Below are 13,719 nucleotides of genomic sequence, written 5' to 3' on the forward strand. Positions count from 1 at the left end.
AGTCAGCGCCTCCAGGGCGCCTCTGTCCCCGTCACGCAACTCCAATGCCTTCGCCAGATAAACCATGAATCAAGTCTGACAAACAATCAGACCCAAAGGAATCAACGACACGCTACACTAGGAACACGCTGCGCTCCGGCAAGACCCGCGCGCGGACCCCTAATCACCCATCGGTTGCTCCATAACTGCCCTTATCAGGCCCCAAAAGGGCCCTTATGGAGCAACCGGTTGGGGGGTCACGTTGCGGCAGGTGTGAAGACGATATCGACGAAGTAGCTGGTGGCGTTCCAGGAGTTCACCGGCACAGAACCTCCTGCCCCGTACTGGTACCGGCCGCTGTTCGCATCCGGCGCCGTCAGCACGCCGTTGATCCATGGCTCGGCGAAGAACGCCGCCGTATAGGCATAGTTTCCGTTCGGAGCCAGGTACGACACGACATAGCTCCCGCCCGGCTCCAGCGCCACCGGGGCAGCGAACGAGACTTGCTGCCAGCCGGTGGCTGTCTCGTCCGTGAACGTCGCCTGGGCCAGTCTCTCGCCGGCGGCCGTCCACAGCGAGCCGACATGCGTTCCGGTGTTGCCCGCCCCCTTGTAGAACCTCATGCCGGTGGCCTGACCCGACGCCGACACTGAGAAGGCGGTGCCCAGCTCAATGGATGACGTGTCCCCGGTTGAGGCCGGCACATCAGGAAGCAGGGATCCGAACAGCGACTGTTCGGCGCCGGCAGGATTGGTTGTGGTGAACTGCCAACTGAGCGGCGCCAGCGCGGCACCTTGAGTGGAAATGACATTGCTGATGCTGGCAGAGATCACGGCGGCCGCCGGCAGCGGCTGGGCCGGCGTGAACGTGATGGTCCTTGCGTCCGCCGAAAGCGTGGAGATGCCCGAGACGGCGGCACCGCTGGCTGTCAGTCCAAAGGTGAAGCCGGCCTGGATGGGTGCTGACAACTTCACCGATGGTTTGGAGGTCAGCGGGAAACCGACGGAATCTGCCGACGGCGCCAGGGTTGTCACCGTGAGTGGCGGCACCGTCGCGACGAAGTCCACGTCCACGAGGTAACTGGCGGAGGATGGGGATGAGGGAAAGTCGCCGCTGTACGTGTATGCCCCGGCGCCTGCTGCCGCGCGCAGGGGTCCGTTGGTGAGTCCGGAGCTGAAACCGCCCGGTGTCGCCGAATAGATTCCGGTAGGCGTGCGGTAGGCGGCCACATATTCGGTGTCCGCTGCGATGTCCACGGGCTGGCTGAAGGTTGCTGTCTGCCAGCCGGAGGAGGATTCTCCGGTGAACGTGGCCGTCGCCAACTGTTGGCCGGTTGCGGTGTACAGCGCCCCGCTGTGGGTTCCGGTGTTGCCCGCGGATTTGTAGTAGCGGATCCCTGTGATCTGGCCGGGCGAATTGCTGGCGAAGCGCACGCCCAGGGTGAGAGGCACCCCGTCGTTGAATTCCGGGACGCCGGGGGTCACGGTGTCCTGGTACAGCGAGCACGGACAGACGCCATCGGGCCGCGGGGATGGAACGGTCGTGAAGGTCCACGTACCGCCGGCGCTGAGTGCCTGGCCCGTCGTCGAAATTGCAGTCAAGGTGGCCGTGTAACTCGTGGCGGCTGCCAGGGCTGCCGACGGCGTGAAGGCTACTTTGCCCGTCGCCGAGTCGTAGCTGGCCTTGCCGGGAACTTCGACTGAGCCGGGACCCGTCAACGTCAGTGCCACACTCGATCCGCCCGCAGGCTTGGACAAGGCAGCGGACACGGTGGCGTCCAGCGGGACGCTCGACGAGCCGGGGAGCGGCGTCTGCGCTCCGGCCACGAACGGCGGATCCGGATACTGGACCACCACGTCAACGAGGTAGCTGGCTCCGGAGCGGGCACCAGGGAACTCACCCGTGTAGGAGTACTGTCCTGCGGCGGACCCCGTTCTCAGGTTTCCGATGCTCAGTCCGGATCCGAAGCCGCTCAACGTCGCGGAATATGCTCCGGTGGTGCTCTTGTAGGCCATGATGTATTCGGTGTTGGCTGTCATGGCAATGGGCTGGTTGAAGGTTGCTGTTTGCCAGCCGGACGTACTCTCATTTGCGAAGGTGACAGTGGCGAGCTGCTCTCCGGACACAGTGAACAAAGTCCCGGTGTGCGTCCCGGTGTTGCCCGCTGACTTGTAGAAACGGACGCCGGTGACGGTCCCTGCAACAGTGCTGGAGAAGCGGACGCCCAGGGTCAGCGGCACACCGTCCCTGACTTCCTGGATCCCCGGGACGACAGCGTCATCATAGAGGCTGCAAGGGCAGGTGCCCGGAACCGGCGGGGAGACAACCGTCGTGAAGGACCACGTTTTACCGCTGGTGAATGCGCCGCCGCTGGCGGCAGTGGCGCTGAGCGTAGCGGTGTAGGTGGTGCCGAGTTCCAGGCCGGCGGCAGGTGTGAAGGTGACCTTCCGCAACGTGGAGTCGTAGCCGGTGGTGCCGGCGACTGCTGTGCCGTTGGCCGTCAGTGTCAGCCTTACGCTCGAATCCGTGACGGCCTTCGAGAACACCGCCCCGACTGTTGTGGCCTGCGGGACACTCGATGAGCCGTCCAGCGGCCAGTGTCCGGACGCCGTCAGGTCGGAGGTGTCAACAGTATCGAACAGGGCATCCACGAAGTAGTTGCCGTTGTTGTAACTGTTGGACGGAAACGCACCCGGGCCGGCGTACACGCCGGCCGGGGGGCTCCCGAATCCGCCCGCCACGGTCAAGGGCGGGTCGGTCAGGCCAAAGCTGGCCCACTGGTTTTGCTTGCTGGCATAGTGGCCGCTCGGGGCGGTGTACGAGACGACATATTTTTGCCCGGCGGTCACCGGAACCGGCTGGCTGAAACGTACTGCCTGCCAGCCGGACGCGGTCTCCGCGGTGAACGTGGCGGTCGCAAGCCGCTGGCCTGCGGCACTCCACAGCGAACCGTTGTGGGTGCCGGTGTTGGCCGCGCTCTTGTAGAAGCGCGCTCCGGTGATGAAGCCGTCGACGCTGGGCGAGATGGTCATTCCCAGCTCATAGGCTCCGCCGTCCTGGGCGTCAGGCACGTCCGGTACCTGTTGACCGAAGACCGAGTATGGTCCGGTCAGGAGGAGGTGACGGGTGAAGGGTGCGCCGATGTTGGCGCTGTCGTCCACGGCGCGCACTTGGATGCTCGCCGTGGCCAGGCCCTTCTGGATATAGGTGTAGGACCAGCTTTGTTTGCCCTCGGCGCGCCGCCAGCTGGTTCCGCCGTCGGTGGAGACCTCGACGCCGGCCACGATGCCGCCGGTGTCGCTGGCCGTTCCGGTCACCGTGACGCTGGTGCCGTGCCCAATGGTGGCTCCCTCCGCGGGGGAGGAAACTGCCACGGTCGGGGGCACCTTGTCGCTGCTGGCCGACGCGGCTGAAAGGGCGGTGTCTCGCGTGGCGGGCTGGGCATTCATGTCGGCCAGAAGGTTGATCTGTGCCTGCTGCATCCGCCGATCCGCGGGCGCGCCGTCGCCGTCATGCTGCTGGTCCAGGCCCCACGTCCACTGGACCGTACCCGCAGAGAAGACCAGCGCCCCGCTGGGGGCGCGATACATAGTCATGTGGTGCGTCGTAGCTCCCGGCAACACGGAGTTGCCGAAATCCTGCAGGTACTCGGGGGTTGTCCCTGTGGTGGTGGACAGCCGGATCAGCCCTGCCGGCCTGAACCCGTTGTCCACGTCTTCATTCGATTCGTAGCCCACCGTGTGCGGTGCCAACTCGGCTGAGCTTCCGGCGGCGAGGGCTGCCACGGTGGTGTTTCGCCAGAGACGCGCTTTGCCCTCGCCGGCGCTGACCGTGATGGGCAGGTCCGTGAAGTTGGACATGTACATCGTTCCGGTCAGCGCGTTTTCCGGGAGGCCGCCGCCGTTGGCCTGGGCGGCGAACCGCGGATCGCGCCAGGTGCCGGTCCACTCCGTGCTGGGGTCAATCTTTCCGCCGGCCCAGGTCTCCTTGTACGAGGTGATGGTGCGTCCGGCTGCACCGTTGACCGGCGAAGGCTCCATCCGCGTCCGCCAGTACACCTCATTGCCGGAGAGGAACTGCAGATTCACGCCGGCGTTGCGGGCGGCCTCCACATTGGCCCGCTGGGCGCCGGACCAATATTCGTCGTGGCCAACGGAGAGGAACACCTTGTGGTTGAGGAGTTGGGCGCCGTTCCGGTCGGTGTCCACGCCGCTGATGTAGCTGACGTCGTAGCCGTTCTTCTCCAGGAAGCGGACCAGGGGGTACTCGCTGCCGAAGTAAAAGTCGCGGCCGTCCGCGGAACCTCGGGTGTTGACCGGACGGTTATAGCTGATCTTGTAGGCACGGCCGTTCTGTGCACCCCGGTAGAAATCCGAGCCGCCGTAGTCGTTGTAGGCCTGCCACGACGTGTCGGAGGTCTGGAAGACGACGTCCGAATGGCTTCCGTCCGAGCGGACAATGAACGTGATGTGGCTCTGGTTGCCGTTGTCCGGCCGCGTCAGGAGGGCGACATACACGCCGGAGACGGCGGTCGCGGGAACCTGCCAGGTCGCGGACACCGCCCAGGTTCCGCAATCGTAGAGTTCCGTGGTGGCGTCAGCGAGGCATTGGGGTTGTGTTTGCCGGAACGCCGCCGGGGTGACATCGGCAAACTTGCGGGCGCCGAGTCCCTGGTACCAGCCGGTTCGGTAGATGCCGATCGTGTAGTTGGCCGCGGTGGTGTCCACCTTGAAGCTGATGGGCTGGCCCGCATTGACACTGATGTCGGTCGCAAATCCCTGGATGTCGGCATCGCCGGCGCCGGATATGTCCCATTCCGAGGGCGGGCTTCCAGGCTTCGAATTCTCACATGCCACAGCGTTCAGGAGCGGGGAGCACGGATCAGCAGCGTTGGCGGAGGGTAGGAGTGCCGCCGGCGCAGCGACGGGCAGGAGCGCTGCGACCAGCGCGGCGACAACCAGCCGAACGGCGCCTCGTGTGAGTGCTTTCAGCGATCGACCGGCTGGGGATGCGGACATATGAACTCCTGAGTGAGTACGCTGTGGCGGTATCGGGCCGGCGCGTCGTGCGCCGCCCTGTGCCGCACCCCCCGGGGCAGCCAACCAAGTTATCCAGTTGCCTTCCAACATCGAGTCGCCAGCCAAACACCCGCCTTTCGACCGTGGCCGGGACACAGAACCAACTGCGTCCTGCCACGCCGGGACGGCGTGAGCCCGCCGGCCCGAGCAGCATCAAGTAACTCTTCGCCGTCAGCCTAGGGTTCCGCGCAGAGGGCCAGCAAAAGAATTCCTTGGGAAAAGCCTAAATCCGCTGATTTTGGGGCGGTGGCGGTAGATTTAGGGCGGGAGCAGCCGTTTCCGCCAGCCAGGAGATCCGAAATACCTTGCACCTCAAAAGCCTGACCGTCCGGGGATTCAAGTCCTTCGCGTCGGCGACGACTTTCGAATTCGAGCCGGGCGTCACCGCCGTGGTGGGACCCAACGGCTCGGGAAAGTCCAATGTGGTGGACGCCCTGGCCTGGGTGATGGGGGAACAGGGCGCCAAGACCCTTCGCGGCGGCAAGATGGAGGACGTGATCTTCGCGGGCACGTCCGGGCGCCCGCCGCTGGGCCGCGCCCACGTCTCGCTCACCATTGACAACAGCGACGGCGCCCTGCCGATCGAGTACAGCGAAGTCACGATTTCCCGCACGCTGTTCCGCACCGGCGGCTCGGAGTACGCCATCAACGGCGCCGGCTGCCGGCTGCTGGACATCCAGGAGCTCCTCTCTGATTCCGGCTTGGGCCGGGAAATGCACGTGATTGTGGGGCAGGGGCAGCTGGACAAGGTGCTGCACGCCACCCCGGAGGACCGGCGGGGGTTCATTGAAGAAGCCTCCGGCATCCTCAAGCACCGCCGCCGCAAGGAAAAGACGGTCCGCAAACTCGAAGCCATGCAGGCCAACCTCGCCCGGCTCAGCGACCTCACCGGCGAAATCCGCCGGCAGCTCACCCCGCTGGGCAAACAGGCCGAAGTGGCGCGCCGCGCCCAGTCCGTCCAGTTCGAGGTCCGCGACGCGCGTTCCCGGCTCCTCGCGGACGACCTGGTCCAGCTGCAGCAGGCCCTGGCCCAGGAAGTCGCGGCTGAGAGCGCGCTCAAAGCCCGGCGCGGCGTCGTCGGGCAGGAACTCGAGCTCGGCAGGCGCCAGCAGGCCAGCCTGGAGCAGCTCGCCGCTGAAGCCACGCCCAGCCTCAACGCGGCGCGCGACAACTGGTACCAGCTCTCCGCCGGGCGCGAGCGGCTGCGCTCGCTGGGCACCCTCGCCGAGGACCGGCGCCGGCTGCTCGGGGCCGCCGACGCCATCCCCGATACCGGCCGCGACCCGGACCAGCTTGACCGGCAGGCCGCCCGCGTCCGGGAGGAACAAGCCGGGCTGGAGCACCAGATTGTTGGCCGCCGCAACGGCCTGGAGACCGCCTCTGCCGCCAAACAGGACGCCGAGCTCGCCGCGGCCGCCGAGGACAAACGGCTCACGTCCCTGCTCCGCGCCGCCGCGGACCGCCGCGAGGGCCTGGCCAAACTGGCAGGGCAAGTCGGCGCTGCCCGCTCCCGGGTTGAGTCCGCGCAGGCGGAACTCGGCCGGCTCCGTGAATCCCTCACGGCAGGGGAGGAGCGCCGCAGGCAGGCCCACGCCGAGTTCGCCGCCCTGGAAAGCCAGGTCGCGGGCGTGGAGGATGGCGAGGAGACGCTCGACGCCGACTACGAGGACGCCAGCGCGGCCCTGGACGCTATCGCCGCCGAGATCGACGCGCTGAAGGCCGGCGAACGCGAAAACGAGCGGGAACGCGGCGCCCTCCTGGCCCGCCGCGACGCCCTCCAGCTCGGACTCAACCGGAAGGACGGCTCAGGCCACGTGCTGGGGGCGGGAATTCCGGGCGTAATCGGTTCCCTGGCGTCCATGATCGAAGTGGAACCAGGGTTCGAAGCCGCCGTGGCGGCGGCCCTGGGCGCCGCATCCGACGCCATTGTGGTGCAGGACAGCGAAGCGGCGGCCACCGCCGTGCAGCGCTTGAAGGACGACGACGGCGGGCGGGCCGCGCTGCTGCTGGGGGGCGCTACCGGGGCCCGGCCATCCACTGACGGGCGGCTCCCCGAGGACGTCCGCTGGGCCTCCGGGCTGGTCACGGCGTCGGGTTCGGAGGACTCCGGCGGGCTGCCCCTTCCCCTGCCCCAGCTGCTGGCCGGCATCGCCGTCGTCGATGACCTGGCCGGTGCGGCGAAACTGCTCGCGGACCATCCGGGGCTGACCGCCGTGACCCGCGCCGGGGACGTCCTGACCGCGCTGATGGTGAGCGGGGGCTCCGCGAAGGCGCCGTCGCTGCTCGAAGTGCAGGCCGCCGTCGACGCCGCGTCCGCGCGGCTTGCCGCCGTTACCGCGGCGCTGGAACGCCAGCGTTTCGCCCTCGCCTCGGCCCACACCCGGCGGGCCGCGGCGCAGGACCGCGCCGATGCGGCCCTGGCGAAACTCCACGACTCGGATGCCCGGCTGGCGGCCGTCGCCGAACGGCTGGGCCACCTGAATTCCGTGCTGCGCAGCGCGGTCGGGGAAAGCGAGCGGCTTGCCGTCTCCCTCGCAAGGGCCGAGGCCAACATCGCCCGCGAACAGGAGGCGCTGGCAGCCGTCGCGGCCCGGCTCGCCGCGGCGCAGGAAGCGCCCGCGGAGGACGAGCCGTCGGCGGAACACCGTGACGCCCTCGCCCGGGCTGCTGCACTGGCCCGCGGCGCCGAAATGGAGGCCCGGCTTGCCCTGCGCAGCGCCGAGGAGCAGCTCACCGCCACCCGGAACCGGGCCTCGTCGCTCGAACGGGCAGCCGCCACCGAGCGCCGGGCCCGCGAGGAAGCGGCGGAACGGGCACGCCGCCGCCGGCTCCAGGCCACCCGCGCGGCCGCGGTGTCCGCCGCCGTCGGCCAGGTGATTGGCTTCATCGATGTCTCCGTCGAACTCGCCCGGCGTGAGCGCGACAGCGCGGAGGAACGCAAGGGGCAGATCGAGGCCGAGCTCGCCGCGGTGCGCGGCAGTAACGATTCCCTCGCCCGCGAACTGGCCGAACTGACCGATTCCGTGCACCGCGACGAACTGTCCCGCACCCAGCAGCGCCTCAGGATCGAGGCCCTGGAACTCAGGTCTATCGACGAGCTGGGACTGACCGCCGGGCAGCTGGTGGCCGATTTCGGCCCGGACCGGCCGGTGCCGGTGGGTGCCGGCGAATCCGCGGACAAGTGGGCGGCCCTGCGTGCCCCGGTCGACGGGGACGGACGCGAGATCGTCGCCGGAAGGCCGTTCGTCCGGGAGGAGCAGGAGAAGCGGCTCAAGCGGGCCGAGAGGGACCTGTCGGCGCTGGGCCGGGTCAACCCCCTGGCGCTGGAGGAATTCGCTGCCCTCGAGGAACGCCACCAGTTCCTCAGCACCCAGCTCGAGGACCTCAAGTCCAGCCGAAAGGACCTGCTGGACATCATCAAGGAAGTCGACGAACGCGTCCAGAAGGTCTTCGCCGAGGCGTTCGAGGACACCTCGGCGCAGTTCGTCCGGATCTTCGCGCGGCTGTTCCCCGGCGGCGAGGGCCGGCTGGTCCTCACCGACCCTTCGGACCTGCTCACTTCCGGCATTGAGGTTGAGGCGCGCCCGGCGGGCAAGAAGATCAAGCGGCTCTCACTGCTCTCGGGCGGCGAACGGTCGCTGACCGCGGTGGCCCTCCTGGTCGCGATCTTCAAGGCCCGGCCGTCACCGTTCTACGTGATGGACGAGGTGGAGGCAGCCCTGGACGACACCAACCTCGGCCGGCTCATCACCATCTTCGAGGAGCTGCGCGAGTCCAGCCAGCTCATCATCGTCACGCACCAGAAACGCACGATGGAAATAGCCGACGCGCTGTACGGCGTCACCATGCGGGGCGACGGCGTCTCGACCGTTATCAGCCAGCGCCTCGACACCCAGGCCTGAGGCGCACCCGCCCGCGTTTTTCAGGCTCCGCGCCGGCTTTCGGGATTGTGAGAAGCTAGGGGAGTGAACGACATCCTCCCCATTCTTCTGCCCATTCTCGCCGCCCTGGTGGTCCTCGGTGCGCTCATCCCGGTCCTGATGAAAACCCGGAAGAACATCACCAACTACCCCGGAAAGCGTGACGCGAACGATCCTGTGGCGCCGGGTGCCGGCGGCGGAACCCTGCTCGAGGACCGCCCCGCCCCGACGCGCGACCGCACGGCGCCGGATTTCGCCGACCACGACGGCACGGCAACGGTTGAAGTCCCGGACGACGTCGCCGGCCTGGAAACCGTCCCGGTGGAGACGCCGCTGCCGGTGGCCGGCCGCCTGGTCCGGTTGCGGGAACGCCTGGTCAAGTCCAACAACATCCTCGGCAAGGGCCTGCTGGCGCTGCTCTCCGCGGACAAGATCGATGAGAACGTCTGGGACGAGGTGGAGGAAACCCTCCTGCTTGCCGACCTCGGCACCGAACCGACCCTGCAGCTGGTGGACGCCCTCCGCGAACGGGTCAAGGTGCTCGGCACCCGCTCCCCGGAGCAGGTCAAGGCCCTGCTGCGCGAGGAACTGATCAAGCTGGTGGACCCGACGATGGACCGCACGCTGCGGGTCGAACGCCATGCCGACAAGCCGGCCGTGGTCCTGGTGGTGGGCGTCAACGGCGTCGGCAAGACCACCACCGTGGGCAAGCTCGCCCGCGTACTCGTCGCCGAGGACAAGGATGTCCTGCTGGGCGCGGCAGACACCTTCCGCGCCGCTGCCGCCGAGCAGCTTGCCACCTGGGGCCAGCGCGTCGGCGTCGCGACCGTGAAGTCCGACGTCGACGGCGCGGACCCGGCGTCGGTCGCTTACGAGGCGGTCAAGGCGGGCATCGACCAGGAAGTCGACGTCGTGATGATCGACACCGCCGGCCGGCTGCAAAACAAGACCGGCCTGATGGACGAGCTCAGCAAGGTCAAGCGCGTCATCGAAAAGCTGGCCGAGGTGGATGAGGTACTCCTGGTCCTGGATGCCACAACGGGCCAGAACGGCTTGAACCAGGCGCGGGTTTTCGCCGAGGTCGTCAACATCACCGGCATCGTCCTGACGAAGCTGGACGGCACGGCCAAGGGCGGCATTGTGGTGGCCATCCAGAAGTCGCTCGGCGTCCCGGTCAAGCTGATCGGTCTCGGTGAGGGCGCGGATGACCTGGCGCCTTTTGACGCCGAGAGCTTTGTCGACGCCATCCTGAACTAGCACGTGTCTGCCCAATAGGCTGGCCGACCGGCCCGCAGTGCAGCCGTTGATACCGGCGGCGCTGCGGGCCGTTCTGCTTTGTCCCGGCGGTGGTTTAGCCCTGTGGTGGACTCCTGCGGCACCTCGCTGCGGGTCAGGCGCCGCGTACGGCCGGCCGCTGGAACGTCTCCCGGGCCAGCAGCCAGCCCGCGGCGGCGGCGACCAGGACGCCGCCAGTGACACCGAAGGCCCAGCCGTAGCCCAGCCGGTCTGCGAGGATCCCGGCCAGGACCGGGCCAACAATTGCGCCGCTGTCGGCTGTCATCTGGAAGATGGCGAGGACCCGGCCACCGGAGCGCTCGTTGCCAATCACGTCGGCCATGACCGCCTGCTGGGCCGGGCCGAGCAGTCCGGAACCGATGCCGGCGACGGCGGTTGCCGCCAGGAACCAGGGCAGGTCATGCGTGAAGCCGATGGCTGCCGTTGCGGTACCGGTGACCAGCAGGCCGGAAATGATCAGGGGCTTCCGGCCCAGGCTGTCCGCGAGTTTTCCGGAGAACGTCAGCGCCGCCGCGTTGGCCGCGGCGAACATCGCCAGTGCCCAACCTGCCGATTCCGTCCCGGCGCCCAGAGCCACAACGGCGAAGAGGGGGACCGTGGCCATCCGCACACCGAAAGTCGCCCAGCCGTTGGCGAAGCTGGAGAACAGTCCGGCCCGGTACGCGCTGTCCTTCAGGGCCCCGCGCAGCTCCATCGCCGGGGCCGTCCTCCCGTCCGGGCGGGAGGCGGCCGGCACATGGCTGAGCTGGGTCTGCACCACAATCGCGGCCAACACCAGGGCGCCCGCGTAGGCGAGGAATGGCACCCGCAGCCCGAACCCTGCCAACAGCCCGCCCACGACCGGCCCGCACACATTGCCAATCAGGAACGCCGAGGCGTAGGCCCCGGAGACCCGGCCACGGCTCTCGGGCGGTGCGAGCCTGACCACCAGCGCCATCGACGCGACCGTGAACATCACCGAACCGACACCGCCGAGGCCGCGGAAAACCAGCAACTGCCAGTAGTCCTGGGCGAAGGCGCATGCCGCCGTCGACGCCGCAACGATCAGCAGGCCCGCCACATATACCGGCCGTTCCCCGAGCCGCACAATCAGGGCCCCGCCGGCCGGAGCGAACACGAGCCGCATAAAAGCGAAGATGCTCACGATGATGGCCGCCTCCGTGTTGCCGACACCGAAGGTCGTGGCGAACTGCGGGAGGACCGGGGCCACGAGGCCGAAGCCGAGCGCGATGAGGAAGGCAGCCACCAACATCACCTTGATGTCGCGGGGCAGTACCGTCCTTCCGTTGCCGCCGGTACCGGCCTGCGGCGGGGAACCCGCGGGGCGGGAGGTCTTACTCATGGTGGTGGCTTCCTGGCGAAACGGGCGGGGGAACGTGGATGTTGGAAAGCTCGAAACATAACCGTAACAAGAAGGATTTGCACCATTTACTTCCGGGAGGTTCTTGTAACAACGCGGCAATCTAAATCCTCTGCCGGCGAAACACGGCCCCGACAAAATCTTCTTAGAACGCAAACCGCGTTGAGGCACGCGGAGGACTCCGCAAGAACAACTTCTAGATCGCATCCAAGCAAGGGAGGACGTGCACCATGGAACTTACCGCAGGTCACGTATGGCTGATGGTGGCAGCGGCACTCGTGCTGTTCATGACACCAGGACTCGCATTTTTCTACGGCGGCATGACGCGCGCCAAGGCTGCACTGAACATGATGATGATGAGTTTCATCTCCATCGGCATGGTCGGTGTGGTCTGGGTGCTCTGGGGCGCCTCGATGAGCTCCGGCGAGGGCTTCCTGCAGATAGTGGGAAACCCGTTCGCCACCTTCGGGCTGGAGGGCATCACCTCCCCTGACGGACTCATCAAGGTCGGCTACGCGGCCACCTTCGCCATTATCACCGTCGCCCTGATCAGCGGCGCGATCGCGGACCGCGCCAAGTTCGGCGCCTGGACCGTTTTCGTCCCGGTCTGGGTCACCCTGGTGTACTGCCCGCTGGCCTACATGGTCTGGGGCGGCGGGCTGTTCGGCCCGGAAGGCGCAATCGGCCAGGCCCTGGGCCCGGCAATTGACTTCGCCGGCGGCACCGTGGTCCACATCAACGCCGGTGTTGCCGCGCTGATCCTCGTGCTGATCATCGGCAACCGCAAGGGCTTCGGCAAGGACCCCAACCACCGCCCGCACAACATCCCGTTTGTCATGCTCGGTGCTGCGATCCTGTGGTTCGGCTGGTTCGGCTTCAACGGCGGCGCAGCGACGACGGCCGAACAGGGCGGACTGATCTGGGTCAACACCCTGGCAGCGCCCGCCGCGGCCATGCTCGGCTGGCTCATCACGGAGCGTATCCGCGACGGCCACCCGACCTCCCTCGGTGCCGCCTCCGGCGTGGTGGCCGGCCTCGTCGCCATCACCCCGGCCTGCGCCAACGTCAGCCCGCTCGGCGCGCTTGGCCTCGGCCTGATCGCCGGTGCGGCGTCAGCTCTCGCCGTCGGTCTCAAGTTCCGCTGGGGCTTTGACGATTCGCTCGACGTCGTCGGTGTCCACCTGGTCTCGGGCATCATCGGCACCGTGGCACTGGGCTTCATCGCCCTCCCGGTCGAAGGTGTCGGCGGCGGCCTGTTCTACGGCGGCGGACTCACCCAGCTGTGGGCCCAGCTCGCAGCGGCCGGTACCGCCATCGTCTACTCCGCGGTGATGACCACCATCATCGCCCTCGCCATCCACAAGACCATGGGCTTCCGGGTTTCCCAGGAACAGGAAGTGGTGGGCGTGGACCTTAGCCTGCACGCCGAAACCGCCTACGAATTCGGTGTTGGGGGCCACGGCGGCAGCTTCACCCCGCTGCACGAACTCATCACCGGCAAGTCCCAGGCCGTGGCTCCCGCCGCCGGAATGGTGGACGCGCCGGCCAGCGCGTCGTCCAACGGACAGAAGAAGTCAGCCGCAGGCAAGGAAAGTGTGGAGGCATGAAACTGATCACAGGAATCGTTCGGCCGGAGAAGCTCGACGCCATCCGGGAAGGGCTCGAATCCTACGGCGTGCAGGGCCTCACAGTCAGTGCGGCCAGCGGCTACGGACGGCAGCGTGGCTACACCGAGGTGTACCGCGGCGCCGAGTACAACGTGGACCTGCTCCCCAAGATCCGTGTGGAGGTCCTAGCCACCGACGAACAGGCGGACGACATCCTTGATGTCATCATCGCCAGCTCGAACACCGGCCGGGCTGGCGACGGCAAGGTCTGGACCGTGGATGTGTTCGAAGCGGTGCGGGTCCGCACCGGCGAACGCGGATCAGCCGCCATTTAGCTTTCGGAACTGCAGACAAGCCCCGATTGGCGTGGACACCAGAAGTCCACGCCAATCGGGGCTTTCGCGTATCCGGCACGTCAAATCTGCTGACGCGCACGAAGGCTTGCCGTAGGCTGGCGGCACTGAGCGGAGCTAGTACGC

General features: G+C 67.5%; 6 protein-coding genes. 4 read left to right on the forward strand and 2 right to left on the reverse strand.

What is annotated here, in order from left to right:
• Window positions 1-236: 236 nt before the first annotated feature.
• Entirely contained in the window at window positions 237-4,997 is a 4,761-nt protein-coding gene (locus AC50YM_RS06205; protein ID WP_494956100.1) for a DUF4082 domain-containing protein, read from the reverse strand.
• Between the two features lie 365 nt (window positions 4,998-5,362).
• On the opposite strand from AC50YM_RS06205, the gene smc reads away from it, so the two are divergent.
• Both smc and ftsY read left to right on the forward strand, forming a co-directional pair.
• On the forward strand, window positions 5,363-8,959 hold the full coding sequence (smc, locus tag AC50YM_RS06210) for a chromosome segregation protein SMC (RefSeq protein ID WP_494956101.1): 3,597 nt from the start codon (window positions 5,363-5,365) through the stop codon (window positions 8,957-8,959).
• Between the two features lie 63 nt (window positions 8,960-9,022).
• Window positions 9,023-10,234, forward strand: coding sequence for a signal recognition particle-docking protein FtsY (ftsY, locus tag AC50YM_RS06215; protein WP_494956102.1), 1,212 nt, complete (start codon window positions 9,023-9,025; stop codon window positions 10,232-10,234).
• Window positions 10,235-10,367: 133 nt separating this feature from the next.
• On the opposite strand, the gene AC50YM_RS06220 is transcribed toward ftsY, so the two are convergent.
• A complete protein-coding gene (locus tag AC50YM_RS06220) occupies window positions 10,368-11,615 on the reverse strand; it encodes an MFS transporter (protein ID WP_494956103.1) in 1,248 nt (415 codons plus the stop codon).
• A 248-nt stretch (window positions 11,616-11,863) separates the two neighbouring features.
• Between AC50YM_RS06220 and AC50YM_RS06225 the strand changes: the two genes are divergently transcribed.
• A complete protein-coding gene (locus tag AC50YM_RS06225; RefSeq protein WP_494956104.1) occupies window positions 11,864-13,240 on the forward strand; it encodes an ammonium transporter in 1,377 nt (458 codons plus the stop codon).
• Window positions 13,237-13,575: a P-II family nitrogen regulator gene (locus AC50YM_RS06230; RefSeq protein WP_494956105.1), complete on the forward strand. Its 339-nt coding sequence runs from the start codon at window positions 13,237-13,239 to the stop codon at window positions 13,573-13,575. The genes AC50YM_RS06225 and AC50YM_RS06230 overlap by 4 nt, the downstream gene beginning before the upstream one ends.
• The last annotated feature ends 144 nt before the right edge of the window (window positions 13,576-13,719 follow it).

Source organism: Pseudarthrobacter sp. RHLT1-30-1, from assembly GCF_059383415.1.